Raw genomic sequence first — 20,618 nt, 5'->3', positions numbered from 1 at the left:
GTATTTATGCCCGTATGATTGGAACTCATGCGGGCAAGGTCGGCAATTAAAGTCTTTAGCTTCAATCCATTCTTGCTTAATTCCCTCTAAAGTGATTTTAAAAAGAAAATATATTAGGCTTTTCTTTTATCGTTCTATGAGCAAGCTTTGTCAAAAGAAGGAATAATAAATCTAAAGATCAAAACACCTTTTAACACCTATTTATTATTCTCCTTAATAAAACCTTAATATTAATAGCCTAAAATATGTTCTATCAATTCAATAATTGAACAACCTGTCTGTTAACGTACTTAAGGATGCAACGGTGAATAAAATTTTGACTTTTTCTCTTTTTATCATTTTTGGATTATTCTGTTCCCAAGTATATGCCCAAAAAACCATTAAACTTAGCCCTAACGAAACTAAACTTCTTGCTAACAATACACTTTGGACGCTAAATGCTACTTGTGTTGTTCAATGTACAAATCAGAATAAAGGCAAAATTAAAATTAATGTAATTAAAAATAGCGGCGTAATTAATGGAAAAAAACTATCTACTGGTCAAGGGACCTTAATCAAAGTTAAAAATAACAGTAGTGTGTCTGTAAGTGCAGAATCTGGCACCCAAATCAATCTCATCAATTTAGGATCAGAGGAACTGGAAGCGGTTTGTTCGACCTAAGAAAGGCGCTTGCCATTTTAAATCCAAATGAATGCCAAAATAAAAGTATAGATGCCCGTGTATCTTTAGTTGAAGTACGGGCTAAAACCTCCCAATAGTTATCTTCTTTTCAGATCTTCAAAAAAACTCACTAACTATCCCTTTTCGCGAAAAACAAAGCAGGATATTTTTTAAGATTATCAAATAAACACCATGACTTGCCTTGTCATTTGTCATTGATTTATTGATGACCTTTATGCTAGGGTTATCAAATGTACAAATATCGTTTGCTGATCCTATTGTTAGTTATAAGTGCTGTTATTTTTACACCACTTAAGAAACCGTCTTGCCCAAAACAAAGTGGGATTCCACCAACCGTTGTTTCTTTTGCAATTACGCCTTGTTCAGTACAACAAATAATGAATAGTATTTGTGTGTCAGCTCCTTATTGGCTTCAGGATGAATTTCATTTGAGCTCGTTATGGATAATGCGAAATCTCATTGGTTTGTTAGGCTTTTTACTCATCTTTTCAAAATATAATTCTCCTTTGGATGAGATTTATCGTCCTCCTATTTGATTTCTTATTTATTTTTCAATTCAAAAATAATTATTAAGGAATCAAAATGAAAAAACTAATTTTGTCATTGCTGATGGCATTTGTCTCATTTTCTGTTTTTGCATCAGGAATTAGCAGTGCGAATCCTGCCGATGCAATGTTGTTTATCCAAAGTCATAGTCCGATTTTTTATTTGACTGCATTCTTTTGCCTTGGTGTTTTATTGGCATTTACACCCTGTGTTTTACCTATGGTACCGATTCTATCCAGTATCATTACAGGACAAGAAGCTCATACTGGAAGGCATGCCTTTAAATTATCTTTAGGTTATGTTTTGGGGATGGCAGTGACTTATGCTATTGCGGGAATGTTGGCAGCTTGGTTTGGGTCGACGGTGCAAACACTAATGCAGCAACCGCTGATTATTGGAAGTTTCAGCATTTTATTTATATTCATGGCATTATGGCTGTTGGGTGTTTTTGAATTACGAGTACCCATTTTTACACGATTCACTCCCAAACGAAAACAACATGGTATTTTGTCAGCAACTTTGATGGGATCTTTGTCTACTTTGGTCGTTTCACCTTGTGTCACTGCACCTTTGATTGGCATTCTCACTTATATTGCCCAGAGCAATCGCGTTGCGGAAGGGGGGTTATTGCTCTTTGTGTTGGCTTTAGGAATGGGACTGCCATTATTAATTGTTGGGGCAGGGTATGGTCGTTTGTTACCCAGTTCTGGCCCTTGGATGGTGCGGATCAAACAGGTATTTTCCATAATGATGCTTGCAATGGCAGTCTGGTTATTAAGTCGTGTTATGCCTCCGTTTTGGGTTGATTTGTCCTGGATTGTTGTCTTGCTTATAAGTGCATGGATTTTTGGTGCTTTTCGTCAGGAACATCGTTTGGGAGGACGGTTTCTGCAAGGCCTGGCATTGTTATCTATGATGGGGGCGGGCGCATTGGCTTATCAAGCTTTTATACCTACACCTGATAATAAGTTTGTGACACAAGCACCATTCACTAGGGTACATACACTTGAGGAATTGAATGCAAAGTTAGCTGAAGCAAAGACACATCAGCAACGGGTTTTTATTGAGTTTTTTGCTGGGTGGTGTAGCGATTGTCAAGCTATGGATAAGCATGTCTTCAATCAAGCAGCCGTTATTGAGGCCATGCAAGGTTCAGTAAATCTGCGGGTTGATATCAGTGAAAAGACAGATGCCGTAGCGAAAATTCGTCAAGCGTTCCACATTTATGGTATTCCCACAATGCTATTTTATGATAAGCAAGGGCAACAGCTTGCTAATTTAAGTTCTGTTGGACAAATATCTAAAGATAAAACCTTGCAGTTATTAACCCAATTCAAAAACTAAATTGTAAATTTTTCAGCCTCAGGTTTGATAGGTGATAATTTATCAAGAATCAATCTGAGGCTCTTAAAACCCTTCTCCATACACTGCAGTGCAAACATTCCTAATAATTCAAGTGAAAGACTGAGAATTCAGCTCTATTTTTGCACATCCTAATTGATAATGATTATCATTATCAATTAGGATGTGTACCGTATTTCTCTATTTTTATTAATTATGATTAAAATAAGTGCAATCTTTGCTGCAATTTTGCTGATTCCGCTGAATGTATTTGCACAATCGGCACTATTCCAAATGCATCCGAAGCGGTTTTCCTATGAGGGCCATATATATTTTAATGCGACCAATTCGGCAGTTCAGGGAGAAAGATATTTACTTAATCAGCAATTATCAAATATTAAACTTGGTTCTGAAATTCAGATGAACGATTGGACTAAGGTGAAAGGATTACTAATTTATAATACATTACCCACTCCCATTAATCCTCAATTTTATTTTGATCAACTGTATAACGAATTTAAAAATCCCCATTCACATTGGTATCTTGAGGGAGGGAAAAAATGGATTGCTTTTGGTAATTATAAAAATGAGCTAATTTACAAACCTTTAACTAAAGCTTTAGGGCAAACTAATGAATTAGTTGCAGCAATGGGGTACGACTCAGAATATTACATGAACGTCTCTTTGTTTTCTCCATATACACGCGTCCATTCATCTAATCTTCCTTATTACAATTTAAACATAGGGACACATAAAAAAAATTATGATATAGGTGGCAGTTATCTCCATTCTTTAGCCGAGAGTCAGCTTTTCCAATACAACAAGGGTTTTGGGGGGTTTTTAAGACGCACAATTCGCAGTAAAGTTCCCGGTTTTGCTGCTTATATAAATTTGAACTATAAAAAAATGGGCGCCTATTTAACCTATGTTACAGCACTTCAGTCATTCCAAAACTCAGAACTCAGTTACAATAATGAAGGGGCAAAACCCCAAGCCTTTAGTATTCAAAGCACTTATGACGTGAGGATAAAAAAAATGCCGGGGAAACTGATTGGATTTTATGATTATTCCTATGAGGCTTTAGCTTTACGAATACCCAAACAACGAATTGGTGTTGGACTTTCGGCCTATCCTAAAGATTATCTTACAGTGCAATTTCAGTATTTCAAAGATTATGAATACAGTTCCAAAGACGAAGCATCAGGTTTAAATAAAACTATTTGGGGTACATCTGCCAAAGTAAATACATTAGCTTTACAACTTATTTTAAACTTCTAGAACTTTCTTAACTGCACTATATTCAAAATGACTCAATCCCCATCCTCCTAAATAATCCCATTTTAATTATTGCAAATGAGAATCATTATCGTTTATATTGTAAATGATAATGATTCTCATTTTGTTGTTCTCAACAGATTCCTAATTAGAACGTGTTTCTAAGAGTAACAACTTTAATCGAAAGATAATAAAGAGGGTGGTATATATGATTTTATCGAATTCTTATGCTAGCGAACTAAATTTCCAATTATGTTCCTTGTTAACGAATACTGATCTTCCTATTTCATCCAAACAAATGGGACATTTTCTTTTCGCATCTTATCAACAGTGTTTTAATCGATTACGAAGATCTGCCATTTCAGAAGGATTAATCGATAAAAAAATAACGAGTCACTCCATTACTACTTATCTTGATCTCCTGAGAATTTATTCTGAAAATAAAACAACTCAATTCAAACATTGGCATTCATTACATGAAGAATTAAATGAAAGTATTGCAAATCAAGCCTTAGCTCTTGCGTATCAGTACCAATGGCATAAAACAATTCGGCGGCAGGCCAAAGGATATGAAAATTTATGGTCTTGGTTAACTGAACATTCCAGTCAGCAACAAATACTTAATTTCTTGGAACAATGGGGTTGCATGGGGCATCCATCTCATCCCAATTTTCGTGCCAAAATAGGATTTAATCGTAAAGAGGTTGTGCAATATTCTCCGGAATTTAATTCTGAAGTAACCATCGGTTGGGCTGCCATTCACCACTCCCTTGCATTTATTTCAACATCTAAGTCTGCTTTTCATTGGCTGTTTAGTAATCATTTTTCCAAGGAATATAGCTTGTGGAGTGAAGCGTTACGATTAAAGAAATTGAAGCCAGAAGATTATTACCCATTCCCTATCCATCCTTGGCAGTGGACTAATAAATTACAAACAGTAGCCAACTCTTTATTTGATGAGCATCAATTTATACTCAACCCAATCCATCAACAAACCAAACCATCGATGTCATTTAGAACGATGATGCCTCTTACAAAACATGGTCCTCATCTTAAATTAGCAGTGGGTGTTCATACTACTTCATCATTGCGTACTGTTTCTCCTGCCTCGGTAAATAACTCGTCTGCACTCTCGCAATGGATTAATGAGTTACTGACACAAAATCAATATTATAAGGGCCAATTATTTTTAGCTCGGGATTTAGCGGGGATCAACGCGATACATTCATCTATTCCTAATGACGAAAAAAAACATTTTGGTCTTATAGTCCGTGAAAATCCTTTGCAATGGCTTCGATTAAACCAGAAACTGGTGCCGCTTGCATCGCTCTTTAAACGTTCACCACTAAGTCAAAAATCATTATTTAGTGAACTTATTGAGCTTAGTCAAAGTACTCCAATAGGTTACTTTATGGACTATTGCCGGTGTGTTTTGGCAAGTCAACTGCACTTATTATTATGTTATGGAATTGCCTTAGAGGCTCACCAACAAAATACTTTGGTTATTTTTCAAGCACATCGTCCTTCGGGTCTTGTACTGCGTGACTTGGGCGGTATAAAAATTTGTACTCACGTATTCTATGATAGGGTAGCAAAACCAGCACTACATCCTGATTCCACAATAACTTGCTCTGGGTTAAATGAGTTAACCTATAAATTCATACACGGTAATTTACTGAGTAATTTGGCTTATGGGATTGACTGCTTGAGTGTGGATTATAAGCTTCCTAAATCGATGCTGTGGGGAAAGATACGCCAAATTTTAGATCATCTGTTAGAAGAATTGCGACCAGAAATTGAGCCTCGAATCCATCATTGGTATCGCCAACAATTGCTTGTTGAACCTTGGCAGCAAAAATGTTTGCTTGCTATGCGACTCCATGAAGATCAAGACCAAGATCTTTACTCTACGATTCGAAATCCTTTGAGCAGAGCTTATGCCTAAATCAATGCAGTCGCTTCTCTTAATCAGTCAATTTTTTATGATTTTGGCTTTGGAAATGACAAACCCTTTTTTATCCTTGTTGATTGCATCACAGGACGAGTTATCACGGCAGAATGCAGTATTTTACAGCATGCTCAGTTTGGTACTTCCTATGCTTGCAAATATTATCATGACACCGATTTGGGGGCGTGCTGCGGATCGTTACGGTTATAAGCTCATGCTCATGCGTGCCGCTTGGGCTTTGGTATTTAGCCAACTGGCTATGATTTTTGTGAACTCTCTGTGCTGGATTTTAATCATTCGGGTGTTCCAGGGCGCTTTTGCAGGGTTTATCGTGGCCATGCAAACCTATTCATTAAGCTTCTGTGAATGGCACTATAAAAGTCGACAGTTAGCCCGCTTGCAATCAGCAAAGGCGATTGCTACAACTCTAGCGGGTTCTGCAGGGGGGATTATCTTATCGTTTACTAATTATCAAGGATTATATGCCATAGCAACGGTTGTTTGTCTCACTATTACCCTTGTGATGCAATATTACCTACCCACTATCCCAAAAAATGTAGGAGCAAATATAGATCAAAAACCCAATGAGGTGACGTTCGACTCCAAGCCTATATACATGATTTGTTTTTTAATTACATTAACCCAAATCATCAAATTTTTACCCGATCCAGGATTATCTTTATTCGTAAATGATTCGTTTTCTTCGAATTTAATTTTCATTGGCTTAGTTTATTCGTTTCCCGCAGTTGGAATGTTGTTGAGTTCGGAATGGTGCGGACGTCAGTTTGATCGATGCAGATCGAATCCTTTTTTAGTCCATCGTTATTTATTACGTTACAGTGGTTTAGGCTTCATTCTTATGTTATGCCAGGCTAGCACAAACAATCTTATCGTTTTTGGAAGCCTCCGAATTCTATGGGGGGTGGTGTTAGCTGCTTTACTACCTGCATTATTTAGTCTTTTGAGTGACCGTTACTCTTTACCGGGTTATGCGCTTGGTCTTGCCAACTCTTTTGCCAAACTAGGTAATCTTATTGGTTTGTTACTCGGAGGTATGCTGATCAATTGGCTGTCTTACTCATCACTTTTTATAATTATTTCTGGCCTTTATGGTTTATTTGCTTTGATGGTACTGTGGCTTCATGGATTTTTTACCAATCCAATACCTCAGATGTCTAATATTTATTCTGATCAGCATCATGACCTATAAAGTTCTTCTGCTCATATTATTTAGCTGGTTTTTTGGGAATCTAGATATTCATTTTCTTACTCCAGCTCTGCCTAAACTAGCTGAGTTTTTCATGGTAAAGCCAAGCATCGCTCAATTAACCATTAGTCTTTTCTTATTGGGTAAAGCATTGAGTATGATCTTTTGGGGAATTCTTTCCGAACGCTATGGTAGAAAACCTATATTTATGTGGGGTTTATTATTGTATTCGCTCTTTAATTTTTTTGCGGCATGGAGCCCCTCTATTGAAACTTTATTGTTTTGCCGATTTTTCCAAGGATTGGCTGTAGGAGCGACGTTACTTATGGGAAGGGCAATGATTAATGACAGTCATGATGAACAGCATGCAACGAAATACTTTGCCTGGTGCTTCACTTTCGGAGGATTTTTAATCTGCTTTTTACCTTTTTTGGGGAGCTTAATTAATAGTCATTGGGGTTGGCAGACTGCATCAATAATCATTGCATTATATGCGCTGTTACTATTTCCGTTGAGTATCGGAATGAAAGAGACCAAACCTAAGGATTCAACAAGTTTAAATTTAAAAAAAATAATAAATACAGTTTTCCGACATCCAATTTTTGTTGGGTATTTATTTATTTCTGCACTCATGATGGCTGGTGAATCCGCCTTTAATACTTCAGCATCGTTTATTTTAATTAAAGGTGCTCAATGGACCTATAACCAATATGGGTTTGCAAAAACAACTATGGCAATAATGCATTTATTAGGAACAGCGTGCTGTGGTGTACTTACTCAATATTTCTCTAGTAGACAACTCACTGCATTTGGAGTTTATTCTTTTGCTTTCTCAGCATTTTTAATGTGGGTAATTTCTCTAATGTCTGACACCATTTACCTTATCTTTATTATCCCAATGATGATCTATTATTTTGGAACTGGATTTATTGTTGCGAGCGCAACTTCTGCTGTGGTGCGTCCATTTCCTAAACAAATGGGTTTGGCTTTAGCTTTAACCCTTTTCTGTCAATTTAATTGCTCTGCACTATTTAGTTTTATTACCAGTGCAATGGGTATCACAGACTCAAATTCTTTCATGTGTTTGCTATTTTTGATTAGTTTGTTGAGTTCAATTACTTTAAATCGACTTAAAATGAAAGAGGAAAAATTAGTAAAACAAAGTCTTGTTGTACAATAAAAATGGGTTCTGGTTTTAATCATAAATTTAAGAGAGGACTTTCTCCATAAATTATGTAGACTGTGTTTTAGTTTACCTCCTTCTCATACACCCAGGCTCAATTCATTATCTCGCATTAGCGATGGCTCTTCACATATTAGCAGTGCGTGTAATTTATCAAGACATTCCATTTTATTTTGCAATCGATCGGCAGATTTGGAAAATAAAAAATGAAGAGAAGCTTTCTCTGAAGATATTTTATCAAGCTCAGTATCGATTTTTTTACGCATTATTTCGAGCATTTCGAAAAGATGGACAAACATTTCTTTTTTATCAAGAAAAGAAGAATAGTCAATGCATGGAGTAATCTCAAAAAAGCCCTTTTCTCTGACCCAGGCACAATGATCACAGGCTGTTTTTAGAAGTTCTTTCTTTTTTTCTAATGGCATTTCAATCTTTGTTAATTTTAATAAATATTTTGCATCAGTTAGTAACGCTTGAACAACAGCTTTATTTTGTTTCCAAGATTCTTTTTTATAGGGTGATTGAGAAATTTCATAGCTTCTGCTAATTCTTCTCAGATCACCTAAAATACGTTCGTCATTAAATGGTTTTTTTTTATTTAACCCTCCAATTACCCAAAATAAAAGAAAACGATAGACTTCTATTCCTTCCAGGACATCGGGTTGAGGCATTTTTTGATATAACCGAGGTTTTCTCAAATTTACAAGTGTATGATTGTAAAATTCGTCATGTAGTTCTACTTGTTCTGCAGTGAACAAATAGAGGTGACGCATACAAGTCGAAATCTCAATTGGATTTATTGTCCTTCGAAACAATTCGAGTGGACACTGTTCTCCCTTTGGTTTTTGATACTCAAGAAGATGCAAAAGCCTTAATAAGGTAAAGTCAATACGCATATATTTATTCTCTATAATTACACTAAAAAATAAAATGTAGAAAATGGCAAGAATTGATAATCATGAGTTTTTATACTACAGATAGCCGCTCCCGAAAGCAACTATCTGAATTTAGTAATAAATAGGGGCCATGTTCATTTATTCATAATTACTGCATTCCTCTGCAGCTTATGAGTTATGAGCAATTACTAAATGAGTTTACCTTTCCAGTTTGTTTTTTTCCTAATAACAAGTCCTGAAGCATATAAAACAATACCCGTAAGAATCAGAGATAATGTACGGATAATTGTTGGTGTGGATGATGCATCATAAAGTAATGCTTTACCTGCAGCAAAAAATAAAACGAGGAGGACCGATTTGGCAATAAGTACATTGTTTCTCAGAGTTGAAACCTGCAATATGATAAGTACGTATGCTAGCCAGGAAGCAGATACAGCTAAGGTGCTGTATTCGATGGTCAGTTGGTAAAGACTCATAATTGCAAGGAGATGTGAAGCAGCCAGTAAAACATAACAATATTCTTCTTTGTGAGCTAAATCTTTGTGGTTTTGGATTAATAAAAACCAAATACTGGCAAAAGAAACACAAGCTACTACAGACCAAATTAGCTCATTACTACTAATTAAGTGACTTAGTATGTTAAGGTATTCAATTCCCAAAATAGCAGAAAGCGCTACGAATGGAATTAAAAAGGGAATACTCCATTGAATCGATTTAATTTTTGCATGGAAAAAGGTATATCCAAAAATAATTACAGCAAAAAGCCATGGTTTTAAACTTAAAGGAATTAGGCCAAGATAGATCGAGTGGAAACAAACAAGCGTTACAAAGGTTAACAATACATTACGGCTATTAAAACGCCGCTCAGGAAACCATCGTTTCGCTGAGTAATATAGCCCAACCAAAAGAGCCGCTGAGGCTAGAGAAACGCAAGAAGCCAAAGTAGGGTCAATACGGCTTAGATAATAATACTCCATAGCATAGAAAATTAATAATACTGGGAAAAGACTCCAAGATTCTTTCTCAGTGAGATGTTTCTTAGTCAACTGCGTATGAAATAGAGTACCAACTGAGTAAATGAGAAAATTAATGACAAGTACAGTTGCAATTAACACATCCTGATGGAGTTTTAATCCTACCACTGCTGTAATTGAGATCGCTAAGTAAGCTGAAATCATGGTTAAAGTGCGTGACTCCACCCAAATAGCAAGTGTCGCGAAATTCAAAGAGCAAATGGTGAAATAATACAAAGAAAATATAGCGTTATTTTCAACACCAGCAACAAGAGGGGCGATATATGCGCCTAGGGCCGCAACTATCGCATAAATATCATGTTTAAATCGTAAATAAAACCAAATAGAGACTCCGGAAATAATCGTTGATAAGGCAATGACGGTTTGAAATGAGATAAGCAAATAATACTGGTAGGCAGCAAAACATGTTAAGTAAAGTACGGTAGCTCCTGCAGCGGGTAAAAAGCAAGCATATATTCGATCAGCGCTTGAAATTATTATTCCACCGGTAAATAGGGCCATCCCCAATAATGTAGCTACTCCAAGTTGCTTTTCATGAGTTAACCATCCGGATTCAATTGATAATTTAACAATGAAGCACGCTGCTAGGATAAAACAAACTGAAGCTACAAACCCCAACCAATTTCCTGACATTGGTTTATCTGTTGAACGATGGGGCATTAGTTTACTTTTAAAAAAACTAGTTTGTTTGGGTGAGGCTGAAGTAATGCCATTAATTTTTTCAACTACGGATACACGTGCTTCCAGTGCGTGCAAGCTTTTTTCTATATCAATCGATTTCAAAGAACTCTATCCTGCATATTAAAACATTGCTCAATTTTACATCATTTTGCCCATTTATTTCGAGTACTATTTTAAATTAATGTGAAATTTTTAGTAATGGAATTTTGACAATCCAATAGCAATTGTAGGTTCAATTAACCCAGCAGAACAGGGGATGGTCCAAAACTCGATGTATCCAATTTAAATGACAATTAGTGTTATTTAAATTGGAGATGAACTAAGATTCACAAATGCTAATGCATCGTACGCTTTCCTTCGCTTGAACATTGAACTATTATTTTTTTATACCTGCAATGATTACTTCCTCATCCTCATTTTCATCATGTGTTTTGGCAATTTTCTTGGCAAGTTTCTGGTAAAACAAAGTACAGGGCATTTCCTCAACGCCCCCTTTCTTATTGACATCAAAACGGGAACATTGATTACCAATTTTTTCCACATAAATTTGGTGTCTGTCCCGTTCTCCGTCTTTACTGACTGTAGGATAAGTAATTAATGCCTGATCGTAATCCTGGAGCAAGGCTTCTACAGTTCCCTCACTTTCACTTTCACTTGCTTTAACTTGTTTCGTCTTATAAGGAATATTATGATCTACGAATACTGCATGCAAACCGTCTTTGCCCTGATGAATCAGATCAATTTGGTGTAATTTTTCTTTAATGGCCTCTTTATAAATATGTTCTGCGCTTCCTGTCATAAAACTATCATCTCGAAGACCTAATTTTTTCTCAAAATATAAATTCACTACTGGCGAGCAAATACCATTTTCATCAGCGGATGCACCTACTTCATCTAAAATTTCATCTTGGGTTGTAAAGGTTTTATCCGAGGAAGGGGGTTGGGGAGTTACAAGAAGAGAGGTTACAATTTTTTTTGGTGAACTCGCATCTGATTCAGGGTTGACCTCTTCAAGTTGGGGTTCATTTGAGTCTAAACGACTTGAAACAGCATTTTTCAAAGCGGAGAATTGAGCTGCAGCAAAATTGAAAACGAGATTAATTGGCGTAAGTAATGAACTCGAATTTGACTGAGCCACTGCGTTATATATTTCATTACTACTACCTAATGACTGTTCCTGATCGCTGCTGTTGGTCTCAGGTAAGCTAGGTGAGCTTTCATATGTTTCCTGATGTTCAATATCGAGTACATTATAATCGGTATCTAAATAATCACTCACGGGAATTCCAGATTGAGTATCAGATTCTAATGGCAAAGGGACAGTAGCAACTGAGAGTGAGTCTCGAACATCACTCACAATACCTGGATCGCCAAACGCATCCTCCATATTCAATTCCTCCTATACTATTAGATGGGTAGCATGTCATTATGTTAACACAGTGAGGAATTTATTACCATAAAATGACTTTTCTAATACGTTACTGGTGAGTTCTTAACAAAAATTTATCGCTGTACGTATAAGGATCTACAAAAATCTAATGAAGACTTAGGTAGTCTTCATTAGATGGTTAGGTTGCTATATTTTTTTCTGAGACGAAACATCACTCGAATTTTTCTCAAGCTCTTCACTAGAAGTGGTACTAGTAATTGTACTGTCCTTTTTTTGCGCCTTATCAGAACGTTCTCTGATTTTACTCATTAAATAGGCAGTACTGGGGGATTTAGTAACAAAACCCGGTTGAGAAGTGACGCCGCCCTGAATGGACTCTAGATCAAGAGCTGATAATTCAATAATACCTTTCCCGGTGTGAATTAAGCTGCCTGCTTTGTCATAATGATCCTCGCCTTTTCCAAATTCATGGGCAATCTCAAATTCTTTTTTGGCATGAGAAGTTGCTTCGCTAGGAGGATGAATTTCTGAATTATTTTCCTTGAATGATTCTTGTTTAGCGTTTGCATGTTGCTTCAATGACTTGCGAGCTCCAGGTAACAAGGGTTTTCCACTTTTATCGAGAAAAACGTTAACACCAACCATTTCAATATTATCTGTACCACCAGTTTTCTTATGAAGTTTATCTCGTTCGGGATATTGAAACGTATGGTTTTTACATTCTTCAATATTTGTTTGTGACGCCCCTTTAACCGTATCAATCATCGCCACTATAATTTTATTTGTTGAACCCACATCTTTTTGATGATCTTGATAGTCTACTCCATCAAAATTTACATCGAATATTGGGTTAGGAACTTCATCTATTGATTTTTCCTGCTCCGTACTGGGAGGGGTAATTTTCGATCCGTTGAAAGGAGTAGATATAAAATTTGCAATAAATGTGATGGGGGTTAATAGAAGTTTAGCTCCTGCCCATGGATCGCCATTTTTCTCTGAACTGTTTGAACTGCTTGAGCTGGTTGATGAATTACTGCTATCACTTTCATAAAAGCTGGGTGTCTCACCAAATTGAGTTTGCAATTCTTGCTCTGTTTTGTTGTAATCTGTATCAAAATAGTCTTCCACAGGAATGCCGTCGACCTCTTGTGTAACTTGAGTAGGAGTCGGGTTGTTTTCTCTAGAAGAATCAAGATTTTCAGCCTCCCCAGTACCAGAAGATTGGTTTTCACTTGAAGTTATAGTTTGCTCACTACTTATACTAGAATCTTCCTTTTTAACTTCCGGGGGGTCATCGTCATTTGAAAAATCGAAGCCCATGTCAAAATTAAATTTTGATTGCATACATTACCTCTTACTTAATTTTACGGATGAGTAACTGGTATTCTATCTGATCAATATTAAGGCAGTATTAACACTTATTAATCATTGCAACATTTAAATAAAATGGGATCCCTCGGCTGATTTTTGGGCCTACATAATGTAGTTTGTGTAAGAATCCAGTCTCTGGCACGCTCTATTGATTTGTTCTGAAATATAAATAATTCAAGATGGAATTTTTTGCCCAGATATTTACATGCACAAGAGAGTCTTAGCAGTAGTTTTTACTAAAATTTCTAAAGAATAGTCCATGTGATTATGCTGCTTGCATAGTAAGAGATATTAGCCTGAGTACCATACCAATGCTGGGAAACAGGTAAAGAAATACCGACCTGAACAATGAGTTTGGGTGTGGAAAACCAAAGCGAGGGAGTCGCATAAATGATATTGCCTCCTGTATTTGGAACAACATGCGACGCCAATTGGGTTTTCTCACTATACTCACCATTAAATTCGAGCAATCCAGAACATATATATTTTTTTTCTAAGCTTTTGATAATATGACCTATTCCCAAATTATAATAGTATTGAGTGCCTTGCTGTATGGAATCCTGTTTCTCGATAAATAAAACCCCTGGTGCAATAAAGCCATACCAATCAATTAGAGTACGAGAGTAAGTAGCGCCAATAAAATAAGTCATAGCATTAAAACTTGAAGGGCTATTTTTTTTGGAAAATCCTGATACACGTTTACTAGGATCCTGTTTTTTAGAAATTGAATCCAAGGTGCTGATGGGAAAGGTAGGAGAAAAAATAATAGTGGCTTGATCTGAATATTTTGAGTTGTCCTGATTATAGAAAGCATATTCTAAATCTAGCTCGAGATCACTGATGCCTGATGAGTTTTGGTTGTCATTTATATAACTCAAAGCAACAGGTAGTGTAAGCAATAAAGAAGCTGTGTTTGTAATTCCGTAAAGGAGGGAAGGGGTTACATCTAAGATACGCTGACTTTGACTATATAAATAATCGGGATTAAATGAAACGATTAATTGTTTTTTATCAACGATATTTTGACCAAAGGAAAAAAATGGGCCTGGCTGTTGTGAAGTGGGTAAAGAAAAATTACCTACAGTTGGAGGTTCGCTGGCAAGTGTAGTATCAATTGCTGCGAATGGAGTTGTATAAGTTAGGAATAATAAAACAAACAACAAACTTCTGCATGAGCTCAGGAGATTGATTTGTTCTTGCATCCCACGCTCCTAATTAGGCTCCGCTTATTTCTTCTTGTTTTGTTCATCAAGCATAATACCTATGTTAGGCATAGATCAATCACTCTAAAGTACTCAAAATTTAAAGCAGGGTTAATTCCCTAATTATTCGTTTTAACAATTGCTTAATTTGATTAAAAGCATAGAAAAATTAATATCAAGCTGGAGGTAATTTCAATATCCTTGCTTAGTTATGCCTTCACCTCAATTATGCTAAATATTCGAGTAGAAAAAAGAAAAAAATGAAAAAAAGTCCCAAGATCAAGTAAAACATAAATTGATCTTGGATGCGTCTTTGTTCTCTTTCTCTGGGACGAAGCATATAAAATGCTATAAAAAGAAATACGACGCCAACGATTATGCTTAAAATTTGAGCCCCCACAAACAGGGATGCGAAAGAAGATGATGTTGTTTGTGTAACAGGTTCTCCTACCGGAGTTATTTCCACCACTGGCACATATAGATTCATTTTTATTTATTGTGAGAACTTTTTTTTATCCTCTCTCGATTTGACCAAGATTGCAAGTGTGAAAAAAAATTTACTCACTTTGTGGAGGTATCCATATTTGATTCTATCTATTGATGTTTTAGCTATTGGATTCTAAACCGTTATATTGGTTATAAATTTATAATTTCGTATCCAAGCCATCCAACAAGGTCTCATCATTTCAAATTAAATTGCGGAATTAATCCTTATTCTAAGTCTTGGAGCTCTTCTTACCTGCGTTCTTTGTAAATCGTTTTTTCCCTGGATTGTTCAACATTGAGCTGGGTTTATTCTTGTGAATAGGTTTCTTAGGTTTCGAAGAAGGATTGGTTTGAGGGACATTATGATTGGGTTCAAAATCTTCAATTTCAATCCGGTTTAATTTGTGTTGAATTAGTTTTTCTATAGCATGTAATTGATTGACTTCATCAGCACAAACTAAAGAGATGGCTAATCCGGAAGCGCCAGCGCGACCCGTTCGACCGATACGATGGACGTAATCTTCTGCAACTTGAGGTAAATCAAAATTAACTACACAAGGTAATTGATCAATATCAATACCTCGAGCCGCAATATCTGTGGCCACCAAGATATGTAACTCACCTGATTTGAATTCTGCTAAAGCTTTAGTACGTTGTGATTGTGATTTATTGCCATGAATTGCCGCAGCATGGATTTGTGCCTCTTCCAATTGCTTCACTAATTTGTTTGCACCATGTTTGGTTTTAGAAAATACCAAAGTTTGCCCCCATTTGTTTTTATGGATCAAATGGCTCAGTAAAGCGGCTTTCCGGCTTTTATCCACCGGATGGACTGTTTGTTTGATTTTAACTACGGTTGTATTTCGAGGCGTAACATCAATTTCTACAGGATGGTTTAGAATGGTTTTGACAAGAGTACGAATCTCATCTGTAAACGTTGCCGAAAACATGAGGTTTTGGCGATTTCTTGGTAGGTGTTTAATAATTCGTTTCATATCATGAATGAAGCCCATATCCAGCATCCTATCTGCTTCGTCCAGGACTAATGTATCCACCTCATCGAATTGTATGGCTCGTTGTTGATGCAAGTCCAGTAAACGTCCGGGGGTGGCGACTAGAAGTTCAACACCAGAACGTAATTTCATCATTTGAGGGTTAATTTTAACCCCACCAAATACTACCGCAGAGCGAAGTGATAAATGTCGCCCATACTCAAGGATGCTCTCATGTACTTGACTGGCTAATTCACGAGTAGGAGTAAGAATGAGCACACGAGTACTGTTGCTTTTAGCTCGAGGTTTTGAACTGAGTTTTTGTAAGATAGGTAATACGAAACTTGCTGTTTTCCCCGTTCCTGTTTGAGCCGAAGCAAGGACGTCTTTACCTGATAATACGGTCGGAATCGCTTTAGTTTGAATAGGGGAGGGTTCCTTGTAGTTTAATTCGTTAAGGGCTTGAAGTAATGGTTCAATTAAACCTAACGATTTAAAACTCATGCTGTTTTCCTTTATATATTGATATCAGTGTAGGGAGATAATATTGTACATTGTTCAAAATGTTTATTTAGAGGGCAATTGTATCACAGTTTGAGAGAGTATGTTAGAAAGTGCCTTAAATCAATTATAAATTGCCTAATTAGAAATTTTACTTTGGGTAATTCGCTTAAGCAAAATAAGACTATTAAACGCTAGTCTATAATAAGAGAACAAAGTTTTAATATCAAAATCGAAAATGAGAAACAAAATAAATATTGAAAGGATAATGCAACAAGGAGGAATAACCGGTGCATCTTTTGCAACTGTTGATTCTAAAGGTGATATTACACCGATCCCTGTAGGTAATATCCTCGATCACGATGTACAAAGTGAGGTCAAAGAAGACACGCTTTTTCAATGTGCTTCCCTAAGTAAGCCTGTATTCGCATATTTGGTTTTAAAATTACTTGAGGTTAATAAAACAAATACCGAAGAGGATTGGCCGGGTAAATTTAAAACAGATTTTGATTTAGAGACCCCCCTGTACTCAGTTTTTAAAGACAAAGGGAAAGTACTTGAGGGCGATAATAACCCTTTCCTAAAACAATTCAGTGATAAAGAACAAGCAAAGCAATTAACTGCTGAAATGGTTTTATCACATACAACAGGCTTACCCATAGTGGGTAGTCCGCCGTATCAATTCCAATTTAAACCGGGCACCAGCTACGCCTATTCGGGACCTGGTATTGAATGTTTGCAAATAGCGATTGAAGAATTAACGGGTATCAATCTTGAAAAATTAGCTCAAGAGCACGTATTTGGACCTTTAAAGATGTCTAAAAGTACCTATGGCCCTGAAGGTATCGCTGCAAATAGTCTAAAAACAACAGCAGAAGAATATGCCAAATTCATAACAGCGTGGATCAATGATGATAAATTAAATTATGCCTTTGACCCTGTAGCACCTGCAGAATCTATGAAAAATGACTTTTTCCCCAACCCAACATCAATTGGTAAACTGGTTGAAAAGATAGAAATTGATAACAAGGATAGAGACCTTGTCGCCTGGGGGTTAGGAATAGGACTGGTAAAAAATAATCAAGGTCAAATTATAGGAGCTTATCATACCGGGGATATGGGCAATAACACCGCTGAATTTCGCTCGGGAGTTGGAGCAGTAATTGATCCTCTAAGTAAACATTGTGTTGAAGCTACTGTTTATCTGACAAAATCACCCAATGGACATATTCTCGCAGATCAAATTTTACCTAATATACTAAAACCGGGACTGGATTATTTTTTTCCGACCTATGGATTTGCCCGCAATGCGGACGAGTTGGATGGAACAAATTTTCATGGTATGAATCCTAAACTCTTAAAATCTGAATTAAAAGAGATGGCTTACAAAACAAAAACACCTACCCCCACTTTGGAGCCAATTCTTCAATCTGTTGAACACCCATCTAAATTAGCGAAGGAGAGGGTTTCGGAGTCTAATGATAGTACTCAAAAAATGTTTCATCAAATGAAGGTTACTCCCTTATCAACTAAACCAGTACCCTCAGCAAAAAACACTAAATCTGAAGAGAAAGAAGTAGACTCCGTCAAGCAAGACCAGAAAATTGAGCAAAAGGAAGAGGATAAAATACAAGAAGACCAGGTATTTAATCCGACACCGCTTTCGACATCTTTTGATCCTTATAAGACCTGATCCTATTATTTATAATGGTGATATTACTAATATTTATACCATTTATCGGTCATCTCCAATTAACTTTCATAACATCTAAGACTAAACGAAGACTCGTTCAAAACAGGTGAATGGTACAATGTACAATGAGCTAAATTGGTTTAGTGTGTTCCAACGATAGGGGATACGTCGTTCAGATCACAGGCTAAATATGAGTAATACCTAGGTAAAAACCAGCCTAATTTTTCGAGCAGGGCTTGTGTTTTACTGGATGTAAATTGGTTCTTGTTAATTGAGAAGACCAGTTCATGCTGATCATTCTCTGGAAGATAGACAAGCTTGACTTTGGCGTCATTAATACCAAAATGCTGCAAGATGGCTTCAAGTAATTTTATTGATGTAGAGGGCAGGATCTGCGCTGGCACGTCGCTTATCAGGATATCAGTGCCTCCGCGAATAATATGTGCATGCGGTTTATCTGTTTTGAAGGGATGATCCTTGGGCTCAGCAAATGTCCGATAGAGGTGAAAACCTAAGATGTCACCATAGCTGAGGTCGATGGCTTGTCTGGGATTACGCGCCTCGATGGTTATGCCAACCCCTTCATTAATTAAAAAAGTATCGATTAGCTCAGGAATGGTATAGCTTGTTATAGTACTTCCGTCTTCAGGGATGGATTCAGGAAGTTCAAGATTATAGTAGGTAAGGCCTGCGGGATTGAAGATGATCTCAGGTTCACCACTAGTGAAAATAGCGTGGGGCAAGCACGTTATGAGACGGTTATACCAAGCAGATTTTCTATTAGTACTGTCGATCTCAAACAATGCTCTAAGCTCTTGAGTTGCTGAAAAGGAAAGAGCTCTGTTTTCGGGTGTATCCATAGATTGCCACTTCATTTGAAAAATACATTGTATCAAAATAATACAATAAATAACATTAACTTGTCTCCAATAATTATAACCCTCTTAATAGAAATCACGTAAATTAGCCTTGATAAATTCGCTATAATCTTTATTAGAGAATCACGGATAAGCTAAAATGAAATATCGAAGTGATCAGGATAATGATTGGGAAATATTAAAGAAGCAAATAAATAACTTCTTTTTCATACTCGGAATGTATCATGAATAATTTAGTTGGTTTCTCTTATGAGCCAGACTTTCTTACTCAACTAGAAGAAGCAGAACTACTAAAAAATATTCAGGAGCTAAGGTGGCAACAAGTGGCATTATTTGGCCAGATAGCAAAACGTCGAGTTGTTCATTTTGGAATGGATTATCATTACGGGCGGCGAACAGTAAAAAAAGCTGAACCCATCCCCGCGTTTTTAAATGAAATTAAAATTCGAAGTGCTGGGTTATTAAAGGTACATCCCGACAAAATTGCTGAAGTGTTAATTACAGAATATCCTATTAATGCTGGAATTGGCTGGCATCGGGATGCTGCAGTGTTTGAGACAATTTGCGGCATTTCCTTAAATAGCTCTACTTTAATTCATTTTAGAAAACGAAAAGAGCACCAGGAACAATATAAATTACTACTTAATCCGGGCTCGGCTTATACTCTAGACGGCGATATACGTTGGAATTGGGAACATCGGATTGCTCCGGTAAAACAATTACGATACTCAATTACGTTTAGGACATTAAAAGTATCTGTAGACTAGAAAATCAGAAATATTTTATTCATTTGGGGTCACGGAGAGGATTTGAATTAATTCAAATATTATCAGCGCAATAAATTTGCTAATAGCATAATTTTGACATGACCTTACCTAAAAATTTGGCAGAGCAAGCTGACAAATCGATGAAAGATGTCTATATGTTTGATATTCTGTTCATTCCCAAACCAGCAGACCGAACAACATATGGTAGAAAAGATTAAGGATGTTATTTTGTTTTAGATAGGGATGATGCGGATGCATCAGTTAGTTAATCTAAAAGGTGTAGTGATCTCGGACTTTCCTTCCTGATGATTATATCGAGGGATATCTTGATTTAAATACCAAATTACCCACTGGTTACAAAAAATATAAAAAACTATAGCTATACTCTAATATAGTTCTAGTAAGGTAATAAGGAAATTTTAGAATGCCCAGGAACCGTGATAAAGATATCTCATTATTCCAACGATAGGTGATACGTCGTTCAGTCACAGCTAAATATGAGGAATACGATAAAAACCAGCCTAATTTTTCGAGCAGTGCATGCG

16 protein-coding genes are annotated in these 20,618 nt (G+C 36.5%); 9 read left to right on the top strand and 7 right to left on the bottom strand.

Features of this window, described 5'->3' with window-relative positions; genetic code table 11:
* Positions 1-304 precede the first annotated feature (304 nt).
* The 7 genes from ACWTE2_RS01815 (at position 305) to ACWTE2_RS01785 (ending at position 8,179) form a co-directional block, all read left to right on the top strand.
* Positions 305-661, top strand: a complete 357-nt coding sequence (locus ACWTE2_RS01815; protein ID WP_182390865.1) for a hypothetical protein — start codon at positions 305-307, stop codon at positions 659-661.
* A gap of 251 nt (positions 662-912) precedes the next feature.
* On the top strand, positions 913-1,218 hold the full coding sequence (locus ACWTE2_RS01810; protein WP_182390864.1) for a hypothetical protein: 306 nt from the start codon (positions 913-915) through the stop codon (positions 1,216-1,218).
* Between the two features lie 46 nt (positions 1,219-1,264).
* Entirely contained in the window at positions 1,265-2,572 is a 1,308-nt protein-coding gene (gene dsbD, locus ACWTE2_RS01805; RefSeq protein ID WP_454783903.1) for a protein-disulfide reductase DsbD, read from the top strand.
* Positions 2,573-2,785: 213 nt separating this feature from the next.
* A complete protein-coding gene (locus tag ACWTE2_RS01800; RefSeq protein WP_454783902.1) occupies positions 2,786-3,847 on the top strand; it encodes an LbtU family siderophore porin in 1,062 nt (353 codons plus the stop codon).
* 205 nt (positions 3,848-4,052) lie between these two features.
* On the top strand, positions 4,053-5,789 hold the full coding sequence (locus ACWTE2_RS01795; protein WP_454783901.1) for an IucA/IucC family protein: 1,737 nt from the start codon (positions 4,053-4,055) through the stop codon (positions 5,787-5,789).
* Positions 5,782-7,002, top strand: coding sequence for an MFS transporter (locus tag ACWTE2_RS01790; RefSeq protein WP_454783900.1), 1,221 nt, complete (start codon positions 5,782-5,784; stop codon positions 7,000-7,002). The genes ACWTE2_RS01795 and ACWTE2_RS01790 overlap by 8 nt, the downstream gene beginning before the upstream one ends.
* Complete coding sequence (locus ACWTE2_RS01785; RefSeq protein WP_454783899.1) at positions 6,992-8,179, top strand: MFS transporter; 1,188 nt, start codon at positions 6,992-6,994, stop codon at positions 8,177-8,179. The genes ACWTE2_RS01790 and ACWTE2_RS01785 overlap by 11 nt, the downstream gene beginning before the upstream one ends.
* Positions 8,180-8,262: 83 nt before the next feature.
* On the opposite strand, the gene ACWTE2_RS01780 is transcribed toward ACWTE2_RS01785, so the two are convergent.
* The 6 genes from ACWTE2_RS01780 to ACWTE2_RS01755 form a co-directional block, all read right to left on the bottom strand.
* Positions 8,263-8,955 carry a hypothetical protein gene (locus tag ACWTE2_RS01780; protein ID WP_454783898.1) on the bottom strand — a complete coding sequence of 231 codons (693 nt, stop codon included), beginning with the start codon at positions 8,953-8,955 and terminating at the stop codon, positions 8,263-8,265.
* Between the two features lie 311 nt (positions 8,956-9,266).
* The gene (locus ACWTE2_RS01775) at positions 9,267-10,895 is read right to left on the bottom strand and encodes a DUF2339 domain-containing protein (RefSeq protein ID WP_454783897.1); all 1,629 of its coding nucleotides are present in this window, start codon (positions 10,893-10,895) and stop codon (positions 9,267-9,269) included.
* A gap of 274 nt (positions 10,896-11,169) precedes the next feature.
* Positions 11,170-12,180: a hypothetical protein gene (locus tag ACWTE2_RS01770; RefSeq protein ID WP_454783896.1), complete on the bottom strand. Its 1,011-nt coding sequence runs from the start codon at positions 12,178-12,180 to the stop codon at positions 11,170-11,172.
* A gap of 189 nt (positions 12,181-12,369) precedes the next feature.
* On the bottom strand, positions 12,370-13,527 hold the full coding sequence (locus tag ACWTE2_RS01765) for a hypothetical protein (RefSeq protein ID WP_454783895.1): 1,158 nt from the start codon (positions 13,525-13,527) through the stop codon (positions 12,370-12,372).
* 272 nt (positions 13,528-13,799) lie between these two features.
* Complete coding sequence (locus ACWTE2_RS01760) at positions 13,800-14,756, bottom strand: hypothetical protein (RefSeq protein WP_454783894.1); 957 nt, start codon at positions 14,754-14,756, stop codon at positions 13,800-13,802.
* A gap of 716 nt (positions 14,757-15,472) precedes the next feature.
* A complete protein-coding gene (locus ACWTE2_RS01755; RefSeq protein ID WP_454783893.1) occupies positions 15,473-16,738 on the bottom strand; it encodes a DEAD/DEAH box helicase in 1,266 nt (421 codons plus the stop codon).
* 265 nt (positions 16,739-17,003) lie between these two features.
* On the opposite strand from ACWTE2_RS01755, the gene ACWTE2_RS01750 reads away from it, so the two are divergent.
* A complete protein-coding gene (locus tag ACWTE2_RS01750) occupies positions 17,004-18,428 on the top strand; it encodes a serine hydrolase domain-containing protein (RefSeq protein ID WP_454783892.1) in 1,425 nt (474 codons plus the stop codon).
* A gap of 140 nt (positions 18,429-18,568) precedes the next feature.
* Here the strand turns inward: ACWTE2_RS01750 and ACWTE2_RS01745 are convergent, their stop codons facing one another.
* Positions 18,569-19,288 carry a hypothetical protein gene (locus tag ACWTE2_RS01745; RefSeq protein ID WP_454783891.1) on the bottom strand — a complete coding sequence of 240 codons (720 nt, stop codon included), beginning with the start codon at positions 19,286-19,288 and terminating at the stop codon, positions 18,569-18,571.
* A gap of 242 nt (positions 19,289-19,530) precedes the next feature.
* Between ACWTE2_RS01745 and ACWTE2_RS01740 the strand changes: the two genes are divergently transcribed.
* Positions 19,531-20,073 (top strand): alpha-ketoglutarate-dependent dioxygenase AlkB, encoded by a 543-nt coding sequence (locus tag ACWTE2_RS01740; protein ID WP_454783890.1) that lies wholly within the window; start codon positions 19,531-19,533, stop codon positions 20,071-20,073.
* Positions 20,074-20,618: the final 545 nt, after the last annotated feature.

The sequence above is a fragment of the Legionella nigrisilvae genome (genome assembly GCF_977063395.2).
This window is presented reverse-complemented; position numbering and strand designations above follow the sequence as displayed.

Excerpts from the sequence above, each read along its gene's own strand:
- ACWTE2_RS01810 (WP_182390864.1), top strand. The coding sequence starts at position 913 with ATGTACAAATATCGTTTGCTGATCCTATTGTTAGTTATAAGTGCTGTT.
- dsbD (WP_454783903.1), top strand. The coding sequence starts at position 1,265 with ATGAAAAAACTAATTTTGTCATTGCTGATGGCATTTGTCTCATTTTCT.
- ACWTE2_RS01800 (WP_454783902.1), top strand. The coding sequence starts at position 2,786 with ATGATTAAAATAAGTGCAATCTTTGCTGCAATTTTGCTGATTCCGCTG.
- ACWTE2_RS01795 (WP_454783901.1), top strand. The coding sequence starts at position 4,053 with ATGATTTTATCGAATTCTTATGCTAGCGAACTAAATTTCCAATTATGT.
- ACWTE2_RS01790 (WP_454783900.1), top strand. The coding sequence starts at position 5,782 with ATGCCTAAATCAATGCAGTCGCTTCTCTTAATCAGTCAATTTTTTATG.
- ACWTE2_RS01785 (WP_454783899.1), top strand. The coding sequence starts at position 6,992 with ATGACCTATAAAGTTCTTCTGCTCATATTATTTAGCTGGTTTTTTGGG.
- ACWTE2_RS01780 (WP_454783898.1), bottom strand. The coding sequence starts at position 8,955 with ATGCGTCACCTCTATTTGTTCACTGCAGAACAAGTAGAACTACATGAC.
- ACWTE2_RS01770 (WP_454783896.1), bottom strand. The coding sequence starts at position 12,180 with ATGGAGGATGCGTTTGGCGATCCAGGTATTGTGAGTGATGTTCGAGAC.
- ACWTE2_RS01765 (WP_454783895.1), bottom strand. The coding sequence starts at position 13,527 with ATGCAATCAAAATTTAATTTTGACATGGGCTTCGATTTTTCAAATGAC.
- ACWTE2_RS01760 (WP_454783894.1), bottom strand. The coding sequence starts at position 14,756 with ATGCAAGAACAAATCAATCTCCTGAGCTCATGCAGAAGTTTGTTGTTT.
- ACWTE2_RS01755 (WP_454783893.1), bottom strand. The coding sequence starts at position 16,738 with ATGAGTTTTAAATCGTTAGGTTTAATTGAACCATTACTTCAAGCCCTT.
- ACWTE2_RS01750 (WP_454783892.1), top strand. The coding sequence starts at position 17,004 with ATGCAACAAGGAGGAATAACCGGTGCATCTTTTGCAACTGTTGATTCT.
- ACWTE2_RS01745 (WP_454783891.1), bottom strand. The coding sequence starts at position 19,288 with ATGGATACACCCGAAAACAGAGCTCTTTCCTTTTCAGCAACTCAAGAG.
- ACWTE2_RS01740 (WP_454783890.1), top strand. The coding sequence starts at position 19,531 with ATGAATAATTTAGTTGGTTTCTCTTATGAGCCAGACTTTCTTACTCAA.